We start from the raw sequence: 19,118 nt of genomic DNA, 5'->3' as shown, positions 1-19,118 counted from the left end.
CCTCAGGGTAACAATCACTGGTGAAGCAGATTATGCGCCAACGCGTTTTTGAATTCTCGCCACGGGTTAGCTGAAAAATGCGGCTTTCTACCCATAAAGTGGTATAAGCACGAATTCGTTAATATTTTGATTTATAACGTCTTGTTGCAATTTTGCGGTGATAAAATCGCGTTACTTTTCGACCGGAGCGCAAAAGGTGTATTCCTTTTTCACCCGGCCAGCTGAATACCCCGGGATTTGTTATGCGTCAGTCTTCTATTGTGATCCGAATCAGCGCCGCCATTGCCGGCATCGTAGCGCTGTCGATGGCTACCATGCTCACCTCTTACTGGATTTCTGACCGCGCCGATAGCGACGCCGCCGCCATTAATATTGCCGGTTCCTTGCGGGTACAAAGTTATGAAATGGGTTTTTTACTGGCGCAACCGGATGTTGACGAGTTGCAATTGCAGCAGGTTCTGGAGCGTTTGGAGTACACCTGGCAGCATCCTCTGTTTAACAGTTTGCAACACCACAACCCGGCATTGCGGGAAACCTGGCAGGTAGCATTCGATTTCTGGCAGGAGATTTTTCCCCGGTTAATGGCCAAACCTGCCGCCACAGAAATTCAGCAATTATTGGCCGAGCAAGTGACGTTGTTAAACGGGTTGGTCACCAGTATTCAACATCATTCCGAAAGCAATGCGCGCAAGCTGCGGTTAACCCAGGTAACGGCGCTGTTTCTGATTTTGTTGTTGTCATCGGTGGTGGTTTACTGGTTAAAAGTGAAAGTAGAACAGCCTTTATCGGAATTAACCCGCGCTGCGCGCCGCGTAGGGCAGGGCGATTTCAGCGATCGGCTGGTGCCGCGGGAGTTGAACGAGCTGGGCATTCTGGCGCAAACGCATAACCGTATGAGTGAAGCCATTGCGCGTATGCACGAACAAATGGAAGAGCGCATTGAAGAGCAAACCCGTGCCTTGCAACGCAGTAATACCGCGTTGCAATTTTTGTATGACACGGCCAAAACTATTATTGAACACGACCCGGCAGGTATTGACTACGACCAGATTGTTGGCCGCCTGGCACAGCTGATTGACGGTGGTGATATCGAACTCTGCCTGATGACCGAAGCCGGTGACAGCCCTTATTTACAAATCAAACCGGCGGACAATGCGGTTGGTTTGTGTGCGGCAGAAAACTGTAACAGTTGTTTGAATGGAGAAACCTTAACCAACGCTACCAACGCGGCTGGTCAAACCGGTTTGTGCCGTTACAGCTTTCCTATGTTGTATGAGCAGCGTCACTATGGTGTGCTGGTGTGCCGTATGAGTAACCGTAGTGAGCTGGATCATTGGCAGCGTCAGTTGATTCAATCCGTCGCTGACCAACTGGCGGTGGCCCTGAGTTTGCAAAATCAGCAAGACAACGCCCGTCGTTTGGCACTGGTGCATGAACGTACGGTTATTGCGCGTGAACTGCATGACTCGCTGGCGCAGGCGCTGTCTTATTTAAAAATTCAGGTAACAAGGTTGAACCACGGTTTGGCCAAAGATGACCGCACCACCCTGGAAGATGTGTCGGCAGAATTGCAGGAAGGCTTGAATTCGGCCTACCGGCAATTGCGTGAGCTGCTCACTACTTTCCGTTTGAAAATGGATTCCTCCGGGCTGCTCAGTTCCTTGCAAACCAGTATCAAACAATTCAGTGAACAATCGGTGCTGGATATTTCTCTCGATTACCGGTTGAGTAATTTGCCGCTCACACCCAACGAAGAAATTCACTTGCTGCAAATTATCCGTGAAGCTTTACAAAACGCCGTGCGCCACAGTGGCGGCCAGTCGGTGACGGTGAAGGTGTACCAGAGCGACCAAAAGCAGGTGCAGGTGAGTATTGAAGACGATGGCGTGGGTATCGCCCAGTCACCGGAAAAGCTCAATCATTACGGGTTGGCGATTATGCGCGAACGCAGTAAGAACCTCGGTGGTGATGTGACGATTAGGCGGCGCGAGGAAGGTGGCACCGGGGTGTATTTTGGTTTCACTCCGGATTATTTACAGCAGCGCAATTTGATTGCAAGGCAGGGCGGCTAAAGCTTGTTAAGCAGTGCGTTCCCGCCGTTTGTAAAACCAGCCATTCACCAGCAAACATAAACCATAAAAAAGCGCAAAGCCGATCATGGCTTGCGCCGGTGTGCCTTGCGCCATTTGCTCGCCCAGCAAGTGCGGAATATAAAACATACCGTAACTGGCAATGCCGGTCAGCCACAGGCGTGCATGCAGCAATTGGCGGCTGGAAAACCTGTTTTGCACCGCCAGCGACAATGCCGCATAACTGGAACCCGCCGCGGCAAATAAAATAAAAACCAGCATCAACAGCGTTAAAAAATATTGTTCCGGCTCGGTAGATTGGTAAGCGGCCGATAAATAATAAGCGCTGCATGCCGCGCTCAGCATCATAACCAGTGCGCAGCTTTGCGTTACCGTGGCGCTGCCGAAAAGCCGCGCCAGCCAGCTGCCAACCGGTTGTGCCAGCACACCCAATAAAGGCCCCATCCAGATATAGGTAAACACGCCGGGTGCATTGGGATTGGGCAATCGTAAATCGCCATCGGGGATGTAACCAAACACCAATTCCAGCGTTAATGGCAGCGCGCAAGCCAGGCCTAAAACAGAGCCCAGGCTCATGGCGTATAACAAACTCATGGCCCAGGTATGGCGGTTATTAAACAGCGCAAACGCCGGATGTTGCGCGCCGAATAAAAAGCGCAGCAACACCAGCATGGTGAGTGCAACCGCAACCAGTACCAATTCCCGCGATAATTGCAGCCCTGCGCCGGACGCTTCCGGTGACAGGGTTAACCATAATCCTAGAGCACTTACGCCCAGGCCAATGCCCAGCGCGGCGAGCCCGGTGCCGGGTGTTTCGCGGCGGGTGGTTTCGCTGCTGCGAAAATTTTTCAAGGCAAACAGCAGCAATAACATCAGCAACAGCGGCCATAACAAAAATGATTGTTGCAGCCGGATTTCGCTGCTGCTGTCACTGCCGAGCAACGTACTGAATTGGCCGGTCACCAGCGGGTTGGCTTGTGCTCCGCTCCATAGGCCGATGCTGACCAGCAGCGGTAAAAGCAATTGGCTGGCAGCCATGCCAAGGTGCGCTAGGCCTTTGCCCAGCCCCAGCGTGGTGGCTTGCTGCGAGCGCGGTAACTGGTAACAAACACGGGTAATAAACGCAGAAAAACTGCCGCCGCCCAAACCGCAAAACAACGCGGCCAATTGCAGTGTCCACAGCGGTGCGTCCAGCGCGGGCAGCCAGCAGAGCAGGGTAGCGGGAATCAGTAGAAAGCCGATGCAGAGCATCAATAGCGGACGTGCGCTGCCGGGTGGTATCAGTAATCCGAGCGCGATATGCAAGCTGGCACCGGCCAGCCCGGAAATGGACAGCAGTGAAAAAAGTGCTGATACGGAATAGCTGGCCCCGGTCTGCAATAGCAAAACAACGATAACACTCCAGCTTGACCAAACACCGAAGCAACAAAAGGCACAGGCGATCAACCACCAGATAGGCGGTTCGTTGTTCGTTGTTGTGCTGGCAGTAGAGGCGTGACTTTCCGTGTGAACAAATTCCTGTGGCATAGCCAGGATCTCGCGGTTAGTCGGCCATCATTATTGATGACGGTCAGTGTGCCGTCTGTTGGCGATCAACTCAATTCGCCCTTGGGGTTAGTTTTTGCGGAAAATCGTGTTTTTTCGAGGTACTCCCAAAGGGGTAATTTTGCTGAACGGGTTATTCTTCCGGGTTACATCATTTGCGCTGCCAGGATGATAAGCTTGCCTGGCAGCAGGTCGCCTGGGCGCACTGTTTGCCGCGTCAGATTTTCATCAGATTGGGAGTACAGGATATGACACAGCAGGTCGCTACTATCATGCTGGTTGATGATCACCCGTTGCTGCGCAAAGGTTTGCAGCAGTTAATCGGGTTGGCTGACAACCTTGAAGTCATTGCCGAAGCGGGCAGTGGAGAAGAGGCGATTGCGCTGGGTACAGAGCTTGACCCGGATTTGATATTGCTCGATTTGAATATGCAGGGCATGAACGGCCAGGAAACCCTCAGCCGTTTGCGAGACGAAGGCGTGACCTCGCGTATTGTGATGCTGACGGTATCCGATGCCGATGAAGATGTGCTGGAAGCCATTTCACGCGGTGCTGATGGTTATTTGTTAAAAGACATGGAGCCGGAGTTGCTGCTGGAGCAAATTCAGCGCGCACTGCAAGGCAAGATGGTGATGAGCGAAGCGGTTACCCAGGTACTGGCCAGCGCGATTCGCAAACCGCAAAAAAGCCCTACCTCCAGCCTTGAAAGCCTGACCGGCCGCGAGCGGGAAATTATTGAATTGATTGCGCAGGGTATGAGTAACAAACTTATTGCGCGGGCGCTGGATATTTCTGACGGCACCGTTAAGGTACACGTTAAACACTTGCTGAAAAAACTCGGCTTGCGCTCCCGCGTAGAAGCCGCAGTGTGGATGGTAAATCACCGCTCCGCGCAATGAGTTGTCAGACTCTTAAGCGTTTCAAATTGGCTCAATCGGAGATTGGTATCAGGACGTTGTTTTTCAAACCTGCTGGTAAGTGCCAGTCTATCCGTTTGCCGTTAGGATGTTTGTTCCAAAAGCGCATGAACATCCGCAAGCGGAGCCGGCCAATCCTCACAGAGGATTGTCGTTCCGTACGCGCAAAACATGTTTTGCTTTATGCGCACTCCACCCATGTGGCTCTGACGGTCGACGGCAACTGCTCCTGCGTTGCTCTAACTTCCGCCATCCATGGCGGTCGACGGCAACTGCTCCTGCGTTGCTCTAACTTCCGCCATCCATGGCGGTCGTCCATGACCCGACAGTTTTGGAACAAACATCCTAACGGCAAACTCGCATTGTGCTGATCGGATCTTCAGTGAAATTAAGGCGAAAAAAAGCCCGGCATTTGCCGGGCTTTTTTGTTACTCGTGACCATTCTCCGGTTCGACAATACTCACCTCAACCAGATGGATGCGGTTTTCCTGAATTTCCCGAACAGTAAACATCAGGTTTTCCCTGACGATTTTTTCGTCAATGCTTGGAATATGCCCCAGCTCTTCCAGAATCAAACCGGCAACACTGATAAAGCTGCCGTCTTTGCGACTGATCAGATGGTTTACATCCAGCTCCAGCTCCAGCTGATACAAATCAGCGGCGCCGCTTACCAGCCAGGTGCCATCGGGCATTTTTTGAATTTCCGGGGTTTCATCCGCATCCGGGAATTCACCGGCAATCGCTTCAAAAATATCCAGCGGCGTAATCAGACCTTTGATAGAACCAAACTCGTCTACCACCATCGCCGGGCTGCCGTTGGACTGACGCAATACCTTCATCACCTGAAGAATATTCATATGGTCAGAGATATATACCGGGCGGTATTTGCTCATCAACGGCTTGAGATCCGTTTCGTTGTCCAGCGCATCGAGGAATTCCTTGGCGCGCACCATGGCAAATACGTTGTCGATATTTTCCCGAGCGACCGGGAAGAAGCTGTGCGGTACCGACAAAATAGTCTCGCGCAGTTTTTCCTGTGAGTCATTGATATCCAGCCAGGAGATATCGCTGCGCGGCGTCATGATGCCTTTAACAGAACGCTCGGACAGGGTTAACACACCGCTGATCATGTAGCGTTCTTCATCGGCAAAGATTTTTTCCTGCTCAACCTGTACCTGCTGTGACGGTGAAACCGTCAGCGGATTGCGGCTGATCAGCTTGATAATGGCGTCAGCGGTGCGCTCGCGGAACGGCTGCTTTTCCTGATTTTTAAGCGAATTGTGTTTGCTTAACTGGTTGAAAACCTCAATCAAAATAGAGAACCCGATAGCGGCATACAGGTAGCCTTTGGGGATATGCAGGCCAAAACTTTCTGCGATCAGGCTGAAGCCGATCATCAACAGGAAACTGAGGCACAGGATAACCACGGTGGGGTGCTTGTTAACAAAAATGGTCAGCGGTTTGGAGGCCAGCAACATCACTGTCATGGCAATCACAACAGCAGTCATCATCACATAGATGTTATCCACCATACCGACAGCGGTAATCACGGCGTCCAGCGAGAACACCGCGTCAAGAATAACAATTTGGGTTACCACCACCCAGAAGCCGGCATACAGCGTGCTTTTGTTTTCTACGTGATTTTTGCCTTCCATTTTTTCATGTAGCTCAACTGTGGCTTTGTAAACCAGGAAAAGGCCGCCGAAGAGCAAAATCATATCCCGACCGGAAACCGGCCAACCGGCGACATAAAACAGCGGGTTGGTGAGGGTGACCATCCAGGAGATAACAGAAAGAAGACCCAGCCGCATAATCAAGGCCAGCGACAGGCCAATGACCCGTGCTTTGTCGCGTTGATGCGGGGGAAGTTTGTCCGCCAGAATGGCGATAAAAACCAGGTTATCAATGCCGAGAACAATTTCCAGCACGATAAGGGCGAGCAGGCCGGCCCAGATTGAGGGGTCCATTAAAAATTCCATTTAACGAACTCCATCAGGGCGACAGGGCAACCAGAGGTCGCAGCAGCCGGAGGAAAATCAACAGTATGCGTAAAACAATGACGTATTCGAGACGCGTCCATATAAAAGGGGTTGTGCCCACCTCAGTAGCCAATCGGGTTGTAGCGGCTATGTTCTCGTGAAAACAGCGATGCTACGGCTGCTTGAATATAGGTTTTCCGGCAAAAGATCAATAAAAATTTACATTAAATTTTTATAACACGTTGTTTTAAATAGTATTTTTGTTTTTGCATGGCGCAGCAAAAAACGCCGCTATTACCGCTAAAACCGGGGATAAAAAGCCGTTGCGGGTCAAAAATATGGGCAGTTTGAGTCAATGTTGTTATAGTTATTCAAACCATAACAGCCCCGGCTTATTCGGGGCGACATAATCAACCCATCGGCCCGGTATCGGTCAGTGATGTTAACTGGCCAGGAAAAATAACTATGAAACGATTGACCACTACAGCAGCGCTGCTGTGTTTATCTTTAGGCGCTGCATTTACCCATGCCCAGAACCCTCTCGATTTTGGCAGCAACATCAAAACTGCAGACCCTTCGGGTCACGTATGGGCTGATGGAAAAATGTACCTGTATACCTCGCATGATGAAGAGTGCCAGAAAGACTTTCACATGAAAGACTGGCATGTGTTTTCGTCAGAAAACCTGGTGGACTGGAAAGATCACGGTGCCATTTTGTCGGTAGACGACCTTTCATGGGCAGATGATTTTGCCTGGGCACCGGATGCGGCTTACAAAAACGGCAAGTACTATTTTGTATTTCCGGCTGGCACCGGCTTTAAAGACCGGGTAAACCCGGAAAAAAGTACCAAGTGGATGGGTATTGGTATTGCCGAAAGTGATTCACCTACTGGCCCCTTCAAAGACATGATCGGCGCGCCCTTGTGGACCGAACCCTACGCTAACGACCCGGCGATGTTTATTGATGACGACGGCAAGGCTTATTTGTATTTTCATGGCGTGGGTGAGAATGCAGATTATCTGGTGATCGAAATGGCCGACGATATGCGCAGCACCAAAGGCGAATTTTTCAAAATGGATATGGGCGGCCATGAGCCGAAAATGGAAGGCCCGTGGGTATTCAAGCGCAACGGTCTTTACTATTTCACCATGCCGGAAAATAACCGTGTGCTCACTTATTACACCGCGACTTCACCGAAAGGCCCCTGGAAATATCAGGGTGTGATTATGGAGCAGGAGAACAATGCGAATAATCACCATTCCATTGTTGAATATAAAGGCCAGTGGATTTTGTTTTACCACCGTTGGATAGATTCACCGGAAGGTACTTGCGAGAAAAGACAGCGCCACAGTGCAGCGGAATATTTGTACTTCAATGAAGATGGCACTATTAAGAAAGTTGAGCGTACCAAAGAAGGCGTAAGTGATTTTTCTACTCGCGTTAAAAACAGTGCTCACAAGCATTAATCTTTTGTCGTAATCGGTACCGCAAAAAAGCCCCCCACTTTTGAAGTCGGGGGCTTTTTTATTAGTGATCCTCATTAATATCGTAGTTAATGCTCAGCCGGGTTATCTGCAACCGGCTTTCACCGCCTACCGTTCCTGTGTGCTGTAAACCGGCACCGCCAAAGGTATTGTTTTCAACCTGGGCTAGCAGCGTCACACTGTCTGGCAAACCGGCGGCAATTTGATCCGAGCTGCGCGCTGAGCTGGTGGTGGCTTTGGCAGTAAATACACCTTTGCTGATGGTCAGCTCTACCCGGGCGCCGGGGCTGAAGGCGGTGGTGGATATTGAATCTGAAATAGCTTTTCCAACACCATTTTCATAACGGTACAGCGTGTAATCGGTCGCGAAACCGTATTTGTTGGTGCGCTCAATGCGCAAGGCATAACCGCTTTGGCTGCGGGTGTCGTATTTGATGTAGATTTCCAGATATTGCCCGTTGGGGCTGCCAAAACCTTGTGATGCCATTTTGGCCGGGTTCATCTCTACCACAACTCGCATGTCGTCAATACTGACCGACTGTGAATACAGCAGACGTGCGCCCTGGGCGGTGGTCAGCAGGCCGGTTTGCTGGCCAGCGCCGTTGATGCCACGGTCGTATGTCCAGGGCGTGGTTTCTTCGGCGCGCCAGGCGACTTTTTGATCTTTCGGGTAAAAGGTATCCTGGGTCCAGGTGCCGTCGAGGAGTTGCGGTTGCCAGCCGGTGGGCAGGTGTTTGAAATCTGTGCTGATGTTGAATTTGGCCAGGCCATCGCCCGGTATATCGTTCAGCGTAATAGCGCGAGCGCTGATGACTAATTGAGGCTCGCCCGGCTGGCTACGATTGTGCGCCGGGGCAACCGTTGCCAGCAGGTAATGGCCGACGTCCCCGGTGGTCAAGGCGTATTGCAGCAGTGGCTGGTTGCCGTGGGAAATGGCAACCGGCAAGGCATTGCTGCCGTCTTTATCGCGGGCGCGGTACCAGGTGACGTGTGAGTGGTCGGGGCGGGTGTGCTTGCCGTGAGCGAGATCCAGCGCATAACTTAATTGCAGGCTGCCTGCATTAACACCGGATAACGCCGGTTTGCTGATGAACGCCGGGGCAGGCAGCAGTGCCGGGTGCACCGTCACCACACTGTGATTGTAAATACCATTTTCTGCCGACGCGGTAACCTGGACGGTGGCACTTGCTTCGCTGTCGTTGTGGCCGATCACGCGTACCGATTGGCTATCAATCGGCTCCAGGGTCAGCATGTCATTGTCGGCATGCCAATGGATGGTCTGGCTGGCATCAGCAGGGAATACCGAGGCCTGTAAGATAACTGGCGCTTCGCCGGTGCGCAGGGTTGCATTGGCCGTAACGCTCACATTGATGGCCGCATCGGTGGTTGCCGGGTCGGTGGCTTTATCGCCAGCCGGGTCCCAGTCGTCTTCGCCCTTCAGCAAGTTGTGTACGCTAAACGCCGCCGCCTGGCGGTCGCTGAGCAATAGCGTATTGGCCTGTGGCTGGATGGTATAAGGCTCGCCCTCGCGGGTGGTGCGCCAACTCATGGATTGCACATCACTGCGCGGATAGTTGGCCCAGCGAATATCGCGCAGGTTGCCGTTAGTATCCGAGAAATTATTGTTGATCAAATAAATCGGTGAAGACACTTTGGTGATGGTGAGATCCTGCGGGTCGGAAAAGGCGACCCGCCATTCACTGTCAATAAATGCCATGCCGTTTTTGCCTGCGCTGTACACCGGTTTGCTGGTGTAGTTGTGCAGAACCGCGTTCTTCATAACATGAATATCGCCGCCGCCCATGTAATCATCGGTGCCCTGAACGTACACGTTTTCATAATAAGCGCGCTTTACATGGCCGAGCGCTATGGTGTCGAGCATGCTGACAAAACGTACATTTTTAAACACGTATTTATCCAGCACCTTGTCCGGATGATGCGCGCCTATTACATAAGCCTGAGTAATGGTGGCAGAGCGTTTTGGTTGATTTTTGGACGGGTCTTTCGGGTACACCAGATCCACGTTGCAGTAATTGCCCAGGGTCAGATTTTCCGCACGAAAGCCGGTGCCTGTTACAAACAGGGTTTCAGCCGGCGATGAACCTTTTTCGCTGGAGGCACCAATGGTGTGTCCGCGGTTATCCGCCAGTACTACGTCCTGTGGATCGCTGGCCAAACCGATCAGCGACAGCCAATCCTGATGGATGTACAAACCGCGATCGGTTTCTGTACCGTTCATCGGGTACACATCCGGCTCCAGGTAAATCACCATCGGCTGTTGTTCGCTGCCGCTGTCTGCAGCGGCGACAGCGTCATGCAGGTTTTTGAATTGAAAGGTGTGCGGTTTGCTGGCGGGCAGCGCCGGGTTGACATAAAAGTGTCGGCTGTTGAGCTGTAAACTCTCTCCGGTCAGAGTGTTAATCGCCAGCGAGCTAACGGCCGGCTTTTCGCAGGCGGCCAGCAAGGCGATCAATATCACCATCGAGAAGCGGGCAAGGCGGGTTGACGTGTGCATATTATTCTCCGTTTTTTGTGCGACCCATTCTGCCAGAAGTTCGGGATTGTCAGCGCGGTAGGAGTAACCTTTTTGTCATGCTGTTAAGCTACGGGCGTTTGGAACGAGAAGCGCAGCTGCCGACAGGTTGAAAAAGCAGCAGCTATAATGAATCGTCGTCTCGGGGGTTTTTGCTGTTCTGTTGGCGGTGTTTACGACGCAACAGCAAAAATTCCGGATAGTGGTTTAAACCGGTACTACAGGAAAAAAGTTATGACGTTGGAATACAGTTTATTGCTGCTGGCGCTGGTTGCGGTCGGTGCTTTTTTTTCACTCTCGGAAATTTCGCTGGCGGCGTCCCGCAAAATGAAGCTGGGGTTAATGGCGTCGGAGGGCGATGAGAATGCCTCCCGGGTATTGGCCCTGCAAGAGAAGCCGGGTAACTATTTTACCGTGGTACAAATTTGCCTCAATGCGGTGGGTATTCTCGGCGGTATTTTAGGCGAGTCGGCATTTACGCCTTATTTCGTCAACCTGCTGGAATACTTTTTTGAAGGCCCCTGGATACAACCGGTGGCTTTTTCCTTTTCGGTGTTTCTGATTTCTGCGCTGTTTATTCTGCTCGCGGATTTGATCCCCAAGCGCCTCGCGATGGTGTACCCGGAGGCGGTTGCGGTTGCGCTGGTTAAACCCATGGCCGGCCTGATTGTATTGCTCAAGCCGCTGGTGTGGTTATTCAATGGTTTGGCCAATTTTGTCTTTAAAATATTCAAATTGCCCACCATGCGTGAAGACAATATCACCCCGGAAGATATCATCGCCATGATGGACGCCGGCGCCCAGGCCGGGGTGTTGCAGCAACAGGAACATCAGTTGCTGGAGAACGTCTTTGAAATGGAATCGCGCACCGTAACCTCGGCGATGACCGCGCGGGAAAATTTGTTCTGGTTTAACAAGGGCGATTCTTCAGACATGATGAAAGCCCGCATTGCCGAACATGCCTATTCCCGTTTTCCGGTGTGCGACCAGTCTTTGGACCGTTTGCTGGGCTATGTCGATACCCGCGATATTCTGCTGCAAATTTTAAATGGCCATGACGTATCTCTGGACGCAGAAGGTATTTTGCGTACCCCTTTAATTATTCCCGACACTTTGTCGCTTTATGAAGTGCTGGAGTACTTCAAGTCTACCGGTGAAGACTTCGCCGTGATCATGAATGAGTACGCCATGGTGGTGGGGGTAATAACGCTCAAGGATGTAATGAATATTGTGATGGGCGAGCTGGTTCATTCGGAAGAAGAGCAAATTGTGTCCCGCGACGATAATTCGTGGTTGGTCGAAGGGTTAACACCGCTGGCCGATGTGATGCGTGTGCTGTCGATTGATCATTTTCCGGCCTCACAAAATTACGAAACCATCGCCGGTTTCATGATGTATACGCTGCGCAAAATTCCCAAGCGCACTGACTTTGTTATTCATGACGGCTACAAATTCGAAGTGGTCGATATTGATAACTACAAAATTGATCAGTTGCTGGTGACGCGCGTCAGCCACCTTGCTGATGATACCCAGGTCTCAGCGGCGGGTAAGGGTTCCTGACATGATGGCTCCTATCCATGTTGTTGAGTGTATTGCACAGGAGTCTGTATGAAACCGGTCGTTATTGCCTATAAACCTTTACCCGCAGCGTTACTAGCAAGGTTGAGTGAACACGCCCGGGTGATTGAAACACCGGGGCTGTCGCTGGATAACAGCGAAACCCTGTCGTGGCTGGCACAGGCCGAAGGCATCATTGGCTCCAATGCCAATGTTGACCGCCAGGTGCTTGACCATGCGCCGCGTTTGAAAGTGGCTTCTACTATTTCAGTCGGTTACGACAACTTTGACGTAACGGCGTTAACCGAGCGGGGCGTGTTATTGATGCACACGCCGGACGTACTGACCGACACCGTGGCCGACACCATGATGGCACTGGTGTTGGCCACTGCCCGTCGTATCGTGGAGGTTGCCAACCGGACCAAAGCCGGTGAGTGGACATCTTCCATTGACGCCAGCTGGTTCGGTTGCGATGTGCACCATAAAACAATGGGCATTGTCGGCATGGGGCGCATTGGCAAAGCGCTGGCCAGGCGTGCGCACCTGGGCTTTGACATGCCGATTTTATACACCAGCCGCAGCGCGCACCCGGATGCCGAAGAGAAATTTTCTGCACAGCGTTGCGAGTTGAATGAATTGATGGCGCGGGCTGATTTTGTCTGTGTGGTGTTGCCGCTTACGGCGCAAACCCACCACTTTATTGGCGAGCCGGAACTGGCGCTGATGAAACCGTCGGCCATTCTTATTAACGCCGGTCGTGGGCCGGTGGTTGATGAGTCTGCCTTAATCAGCGCTTTGCAGCGCGGCACTATTGCCGGTGCTGGCCTGGATGTTTTTGAGCAGGAACCGCTGCCGGTCAATTCGCCCTTATTACAATTGCCCCATGTTGTAGCCCTGCCGCATATTGGCTCGGCAACCCATGAAACGCGTTACGGCATGGCCGCGTGCGCGGTTGAAAACCTTATCAATGCTTTGACCGGGCAAGTGACCCGCTATTGTGTTAATCGCGAGCTACTGGCTAAAACGCCGTGAAGGCAATAGATGGTGGCAAGAAGTTCAAATGATGGCGATTGCCAACGCGTGTTTTGTTATTCCCGGTTGATGTTTTTTTAAACACTATTGGCAATTTTTATTCAGTGCGCAGTGTGATTTTTAATCTACATTGTGAATTATTAGCGCTTTGAGCCCAAGTCGGTTTAATTTGCCTGGTAGTGCCTATCTTTTAGTGGATTTTTAGCAGAATATGTCGTCAGTTTGTAATTTCCATTTCTCGACCGCGTTACTGAGTGAAAACATGGCTATCCGGCTTCCCCGATATTTTGTTATTGGGCTGTGGAATGTTCGAAAACCGCATCTGCGGGTTGGCGAATGTTCTACTGCGTTGCTCCCGTCTGCACGGAATACTTCCTTATGCTGATCGGACATCACTCGCCATTGCTGGTTGTTGTTTCAGTTCTCATCGCCATTTTTTCTGCTTATACCGCTTTGGACATGGCCAGTCGCATCACCGTCTCTACCGGGCGCGTGCGACAAGCCTGGCTGGCCGCCGGCGCAACCATCATGGGTTTTGGCATCTGGTCCATGCACTTTGTGGGGATGCTGGCTTTTTCGCTACCGGTCAACGTAGGTTACGACGCGGCGATCACCTTGCTTTCGCTACTGATTGCTATCGTGATGTCGGCGTTCAGTTTATGGTTGGTGGCTCGTGAAAAGCTGGGGTGGCGGCGACTCTTACCCGGTGGTGTTATTTTCGGGCTGGGTATTGCCTTCATGCATTACTCCGGCATGGAAGCCATGCAAATGCACGCTTCCTTGCATTACGACCCGCTGCTGTTTGCCCTCTCTATTGTTGTTGCCATCTCCGCCTCTACCATTGCCTTATGGATTAACCACCGTCTGCGTGACAGCTCCCGCCTGGTGGCATTGCGGCTGGGCGCTGCGCTGTTTATTGGTTTTGGTATTGCCGGCATGCACTACACCGGCATGGCGGCGGCCGAATTCCATTCCCATCCTGCCCAACCCGGCTATGAAATTGAAAATCAAATCTGGCTGGCGCCGCTGATTATTTTGTCGGCGTTGGCGTCCATCGTCAGTCTGTTGGTAATTTCCACCCTCAGCCGTCGGCACCAGTTACAAAAACAAAAATTGCAAAGTTCGCTGGTAGAAGCCAATGCCATTCTTTCGCAGCAAGCGCTACACGACAGCCTGACCGGTTTGCCCAACCGTCGGCATTTTAAAACCGTGATTCTGGAAAAACTGGAGCAGGCAAAACAGGGCGATCATTCCTTTGCGCTGTTGTTTATTGATCTGGACGGCTTTAAAGCCATCAATGATATTTATGGACATCACACCGGCGACAGTTTGCTGGTTGAAGTAGCCCGGCGCTTGAAGTCGGCAACCCGCTCCCGCGATTTTATTGCCCGTCTCGGTGGTGATGAATTTTTAGCCCTGATGGACATTAATGGCGATGACGATGCGATTCGCGTTGCCAACCATTTAATCAAAGCCATCAGTAACCCCTACCACCTTGAAGGCAGCAAGCTGCGCGTTTCTGCCAGCGTGGGTATTGCGGTGTATCCACAAAATGGAGAAACCCGCCGGGCGCTGATGGTCAATGCCGATGCCGCCATGTACCGTGCCAAGTCTATGGGGCGCAATCGCTATTGTTTTTCTGACAATGCCCTTAACGATGATGTGCAAAGCCGCCTGAGTTTATTGCGCGAGCTGGACCATGCCATTGAAAACGGCCAGCTGGTGTTGCATTACCAACCCAAATACCGTGCGCCCAGTGGGCCGGTAATGGGCATGGAAGCGCTGGTACGTTGGAATCACCCCGAGCACGGCATGATCCCGCCCAATGTTTTTATTCCGCTGGCAGAAAAAACCGGTCTTATTATTAACCTGGGCGAGTGGGTTATTCGTGAAGCCTGCGGTCAGTTACGCCAATGGCACGATGACGGTTATACCGGCTGGACCATGGCGGTCAACCTGTCAGCTTTGCAATTATCGCACCCGGATTTGATCGACAATGTTCGCGATACTCTTGAACATTTCAATTTAAGCCCGTCCTCACTGGTGCTCGAAGTTACCGAGTCAGTCGCCATGAGCGACCTTGAAGCCAACCTGCTGGTGCTGGATCAACTCAATGCCCTCGGTGTACAAATCTCCATTGACGACTTCGGCACCGGTCACTCCAGCCTTTTGTATCTCAAACGTTTGCCCGCCAGTGAATTGAAAATAGACAAAGGCTTCCTGCGCGACCTCACCTACGGCAGTGAAGACGCCACCATTATTACCTCCATCATCGCGCTGGCCAGAAGCTTCAATATGCGGGTGGTGGCAGAAGGGGTAGAAACACCGGAACAGCAGGAATTTCTCACCAACATGGGCTGCGACAGCGTGCAGGGTTTCCTGTTCGGCAGACCTACCACGGCGTCTGAACTGATCGCCGCCTTGCCAAAGCAGGCGTTGGAAACGGCAGACCCCTTGTATGCCGAACAAAGCTGGAGCCGCGCCAGCGCTCACGAAACCTACCAGATTCTTACCCAAACCCTGGAACAGGCGGTGGATAGCATCATCGTAATTGATGAAGGAAATCGCATTATTCTGTTCAACCAGTCAGCAGAAAAACTCTCGGGCTACTTGCGCCGTGAAGTATTGGGCCAGTCCATTGAAATGCTGATTCCACCTGCGCCCCATGAAGTTGAGGCGGGGTCGTTGATAGGCGGTGACGCGGCGCACCCGTTAATGGGTAACAGCCGCAAAGTACCGGTGTTGCATAAAGACGGCTCGCTGGTGTGGGGCGAAATGTCTATTTCACGGGTGCAGTTGGGCAGGCGCGTACTCTTTACCGCGTTTATTCGTGACATTAGCGACAAGCAGCGTCAGGAAGAACAAATCCATAACATGTCACTGGCGGTTGCGCGCGGTGAAAGTGCGGTGCTGGTAACAACGCCGGAGATGGAAATTTCCTACGTCAATCCGGTATTCCCGGTGCTTTTCGGCTACAACGAACAGGACGTAATTGGCAAAAATGCGCTGGAATTACTCACCGGTCTGCTGCCGGATCTCAGCGACATCGCCAATATCAAGGGCAATACCGGCTGGCGCGAGGATTACAGCACCCAGGTAACGCTCCATGACGCGCAGGGAAAACCCTTGCCGTGCCTGGTAGATTTCCATTTCGACTTCACCGGCCCTTCGGAAATAGAACAGGAAAACCCCTTAAGCGATATCGTCATCGTGATAAAACAGGCCTGATCGACGTTGAGCCGGCTTCCGGCTCATGCCTGTTAACGATCTTCCTTAACAACCCTCTTTAACGATCATCTCCTGATACCTTCTTTAGCCCATTGTAAAAATGTCCTTGTCAAAGCCGGGTGCTGATACTCAGGCGCTGGCATGTGTTTGCCGGCTGCACATGGAATGACGACTAAGATAAAAAAGCGGCAATCCATGGGTAGCAGCAACTCGGGTAATTGGTATGGTGAACCTGCCAATGCCATGTTAACGCTACGCGGTAACTTCTGATCAGATGCTTGAAACCACTTGCCGCCGTTGAAGGCGGCAAGTGAGGTGGAAAAATCAGAAACTGTATTTCGCCGAGATCATAAAGTTGCGTGGATCACCAAAGGTTCCGCCGCTGCCTCCCAGTGCTACGTAGTATTCCTTATCCAACGCATTGTTGAGGTGTGCTGTGATGGCGAGTTGTTTGTTCACTTCATAGCGTGCCATCAACTTCATCAGGGCGTAGCCGCCCTGGATGTAATCGTCACCGGTTTTGCTTTCCCAATTGATGCCACCGCCCAACGTGAAACGATTCCAATCGCCGGGTAACCGGTAGGTGGTGAACAACTTGACGGAGTTGCGAGGAATGCGTGTCATGACGCGCTGGCCGTCCTTGTCTTTGGTTTCGCTGTAGGTGTAGCCGGCGCTGAATTGCCAGCCCTCAGCGAGCTGCCCGTTCAGCTCCACTTCTACCCCTTCAGTGACGGCATTATTGGCTGCTTCATAGGCTACCAGGGCGATGTTGTAGAGGGCCAGATTGTCCTGTTCGGTACGGAATAAAGACAGACTGGATGTCAGTGCTCCATCATTAAAACCGGCTTTAATACCGGCTTCGTAGCTGGTGCCTTCTTCCGGATCCAGCGACATATTGTTAACGTCCCGCACCCGCACCCCATGCGGGTTGAATATCCTCGTATAGCTGCTGTATAGCGACAGGATGTTATTCAACTCATGCACGATGCCAAGGTAGGGAATTACGACGTTGTGTTCGCGATCGCGTGAGTTACTGACACTACTGTTGGCATAGGTAAAGGCTTTCCGGTCACGCTCCCAGTCGGTAATGCGGCCGCCCAGCAGTAGGCTGGTTGCATCGCTTACCTGCAAGCGGGAGCTCAGGTAGGCGCTAAACTGGTTTTCTTTTGTTTCAACATCACCGGTTTGGATGAATGTCGGTTCGGAGATGGTGTTGGTCCAGTTGAAGATGTCGGTAACATTCTGTCGGTAGGTCGGGTAGCCGGGGCTCTCCTGATCTACCTGTGACAGAGTGATACCACCGATCACTTCGTGCTGCCGCCCGAACAGTGTGAAGGGGCCGGTGATATAGGAATCCAGGCTGGTCTGTTCGGCTTCGTTGGCCCATAAAGGCATTTGTGCGTAAGCACCTAGCCCTGTGAGTTGATCCACCCCGCCTTGCAATGAAGCAATTATCGCATCGTACTTGTAGCGAGTATGCGTCAGCTCGGCTTTGGCGCTCCAACCGGAATCAAATGTATGTTCGACAGAGCTGAATAGGCTGTTGAGTTGGTGGTCATAATAGGTCCAGGAGGGCGCCGCGTAGTTTGAGGGTTTTGCTCCGTTGGGCTGACCGTTGCTGTACTGAATGAAAAATGGACGAATGGGCGCATCGGTATTGCGGGTAATGTGGCTGAATCCGAGCGTTAATAAGGTGTTGATGCCGAGGTCTACCTCACCGATACCGTACAACACACCATATTCCTGTTGGTAGTTATCGGCCCATGCTTGCTGGTTTTTGTAATCCGCGACCAGCCGACCTCGCACCGATGCCTCTTCATTCAGCGTACGCGAAACATCCAGGCCAACGCCGTACCTGGACCAGGTGCCTCCCTCCATCGTGATATCAGTTAGCGGTTCACCGGTAGGGCGCTTGCGGATCATATTGACGGTAGCCGATGGCGTGCCGAGGCCGCTCATCATACCGGTCGCCCCTTTTACGATTTCTACCCGGTCATACATCACACTGCTTTGCAGATAGTTACTCATAGAAGAAGAGCTGGGGACGCCTTCTACCTGGAAATTGGTAATGCTGGAACCGCGAGCCCAGAGTTGCGGACCGTCGCCACCCACACCGAATGATTTGACCGTGATACCCGTGGTCGCATCCAGCACCTCGTTCAGTGTATTCAACCCCTGATCTTCCATCCGTTGCCGTGTAATCACAGAGATTGGCTGCGGTGTTTCCTGCAATGACAAATTCAGACGTGTGGAGCTGCTGGTAGATTCAGTGGTGTAAGAGCCGGTGCCTTCGGTGGTAGAGCCCATCGCTTTACCGGACACCGCCACGGTTGCCAGACGCGGTGTACCCGAAATCACCTGCAATGTGTAACTGCCATCGGCTTTGCGTACCAGTTGCAAACCGCTGCCATTGAGCAGTGCTTCAAGCGCTTGCAGCGGTGTGTAGTTACCGGAAAGGGTCGGGGCGTTTTTCCCCCGGGTTAATGCAGTATCAAAAGAAAGCGGAATGCTTGCCTGCACGGCAACGCTGGAAAGGGTTCTGCCCAACGGGCCTGCGTCGAGTTGGTAATCGCGAGCGGTAAGCGTGGCGGTTTCGGCGGCGACTTGTGTGGCCATAGCCAGTGCCAGGGTGCAGAGCAACGGGCGTGCTCTTTTGAAGTGATGGGAAAAACGCATGAAACTTCCTCGTGATGGGTGGGATTTTAATTCCTTCGCCAATCGGGGAAGCAAAAAGTATCTGTGGTCGTGAAAT

General features: G+C 52.1%; 10 protein-coding genes. 6 read left to right on the top strand and 4 right to left on the bottom strand.

From position 1 onward, the window contains the following. Window positions 1-242 precede the first annotated feature (242 nt). Window positions 243-2,072: an ATP-binding protein gene (locus C4F51_RS13530; RefSeq protein WP_193910638.1), complete on the top strand. Its 1,830-nt coding sequence runs from the start codon at window positions 243-245 to the stop codon at window positions 2,070-2,072. Window positions 2,073-2,078: 6 nt separating this feature from the next. Here the strand turns inward: C4F51_RS13530 and C4F51_RS13525 are convergent, their stop codons facing one another. Beyond that, window positions 2,079-3,617, bottom strand: a complete 1,539-nt coding sequence (locus tag C4F51_RS13525) for an MFS transporter (RefSeq protein WP_193910636.1) — start codon at window positions 3,615-3,617, stop codon at window positions 2,079-2,081. Window positions 3,618-3,883: 266 nt separating this feature from the next. On the opposite strand from C4F51_RS13525, the gene narL reads away from it, so the two are divergent. After that, on the top strand, window positions 3,884-4,534 hold the full coding sequence (narL, locus tag C4F51_RS13520; RefSeq protein ID WP_193910634.1) for a two-component system response regulator NarL: 651 nt from the start codon (window positions 3,884-3,886) through the stop codon (window positions 4,532-4,534). Window positions 4,535-4,980: 446 nt separating this feature from the next. On the opposite strand, the gene C4F51_RS13515 is transcribed toward narL, so the two are convergent. Next, on the bottom strand, window positions 4,981-6,531 hold the full coding sequence (locus C4F51_RS13515) for a TerC family protein (RefSeq protein WP_193910632.1): 1,551 nt from the start codon (window positions 6,529-6,531) through the stop codon (window positions 4,981-4,983). A 465-nt stretch (window positions 6,532-6,996) separates the two neighbouring features. Here C4F51_RS13515 and C4F51_RS13510 point away from each other — a divergent pair, with 465 nt between their 5' ends. Further along, complete coding sequence (locus tag C4F51_RS13510) at window positions 6,997-7,998, top strand: family 43 glycosylhydrolase (RefSeq protein ID WP_193910630.1); 1,002 nt, start codon at window positions 6,997-6,999, stop codon at window positions 7,996-7,998. 61 nt (window positions 7,999-8,059) lie between these two features. Here the strand turns inward: C4F51_RS13510 and C4F51_RS13505 are convergent, their stop codons facing one another. Next, the gene (locus C4F51_RS13505; protein ID WP_193910628.1) at window positions 8,060-10,531 is read right to left on the bottom strand and encodes a PemB family protein; all 2,472 of its coding nucleotides are present in this window, start codon (window positions 10,529-10,531) and stop codon (window positions 8,060-8,062) included. A gap of 252 nt (window positions 10,532-10,783) precedes the next feature. Here C4F51_RS13505 and C4F51_RS13500 point away from each other — a divergent pair, with 252 nt between their 5' ends. The 3 genes from C4F51_RS13500 to C4F51_RS13490 all read left to right on the top strand — a co-directional run bounded on the left by C4F51_RS13500 (window position 10,784) and on the right by C4F51_RS13490 (window position 16,366). Next, the gene (locus C4F51_RS13500) at window positions 10,784-12,109 is read left to right on the top strand and encodes a hemolysin family protein (RefSeq protein ID WP_193910626.1); all 1,326 of its coding nucleotides are present in this window, start codon (window positions 10,784-10,786) and stop codon (window positions 12,107-12,109) included. Window positions 12,110-12,157: 48 nt separating this feature from the next. Then, complete coding sequence (ghrB, locus tag C4F51_RS13495; protein WP_193910624.1) at window positions 12,158-13,138, top strand: glyoxylate/hydroxypyruvate reductase GhrB; 981 nt, start codon at window positions 12,158-12,160, stop codon at window positions 13,136-13,138. 378 nt (window positions 13,139-13,516) lie between these two features. After that, entirely contained in the window at window positions 13,517-16,366 is a 2,850-nt protein-coding gene (locus C4F51_RS13490; RefSeq protein ID WP_193910621.1) for an EAL domain-containing protein, read from the top strand. Between the two features lie 324 nt (window positions 16,367-16,690). On the opposite strand, the gene C4F51_RS13485 is transcribed toward C4F51_RS13490, so the two are convergent. After that, the gene (locus C4F51_RS13485; protein WP_193910619.1) at window positions 16,691-19,042 is read right to left on the bottom strand and encodes a TonB-dependent siderophore receptor; all 2,352 of its coding nucleotides are present in this window, start codon (window positions 19,040-19,042) and stop codon (window positions 16,691-16,693) included. Window positions 19,043-19,118: the final 76 nt, after the last annotated feature.

Source organism: Cellvibrio polysaccharolyticus, from assembly GCF_015182315.1.
Taxonomy (GTDB): Bacteria; Pseudomonadota; Gammaproteobacteria; order Pseudomonadales; family Cellvibrionaceae; genus Cellvibrio; species Cellvibrio polysaccharolyticus.
This window is presented reverse-complemented; position numbering and strand designations above follow the sequence as displayed.

Coding starts and splice junctions, on each gene's coding strand:
- C4F51_RS13530 (WP_193910638.1), top strand. CDS start 243: ATGCGTCAGTCTTCTATTGTGATCCGAATCAGCGCCGCCATTGCCGGC.
- C4F51_RS13485 (WP_193910619.1), bottom strand. CDS start 19,042: ATGCGTTTTTCCCATCACTTCAAAAGAGCACGCCCGTTGCTCTGCACC.
- C4F51_RS13500 (WP_193910626.1), top strand. CDS start 10,784: ATGACGTTGGAATACAGTTTATTGCTGCTGGCGCTGGTTGCGGTCGGT.
- C4F51_RS13510 (WP_193910630.1), top strand. CDS start 6,997: ATGAAACGATTGACCACTACAGCAGCGCTGCTGTGTTTATCTTTAGGC.
- C4F51_RS13505 (WP_193910628.1), bottom strand. CDS start 10,531: ATGCACACGTCAACCCGCCTTGCCCGCTTCTCGATGGTGATATTGATC.
- ghrB (WP_193910624.1), top strand. CDS start 12,158: ATGAAACCGGTCGTTATTGCCTATAAACCTTTACCCGCAGCGTTACTA.
- C4F51_RS13490 (WP_193910621.1), top strand. CDS start 13,517: ATGCTGATCGGACATCACTCGCCATTGCTGGTTGTTGTTTCAGTTCTC.
- narL (WP_193910634.1), top strand. CDS start 3,884: ATGACACAGCAGGTCGCTACTATCATGCTGGTTGATGATCACCCGTTG.
- C4F51_RS13515 (WP_193910632.1), bottom strand. CDS start 6,531: ATGGAATTTTTAATGGACCCCTCAATCTGGGCCGGCCTGCTCGCCCTT.
- C4F51_RS13525 (WP_193910636.1), bottom strand. CDS start 3,617: ATGCCACAGGAATTTGTTCACACGGAAAGTCACGCCTCTACTGCCAGC.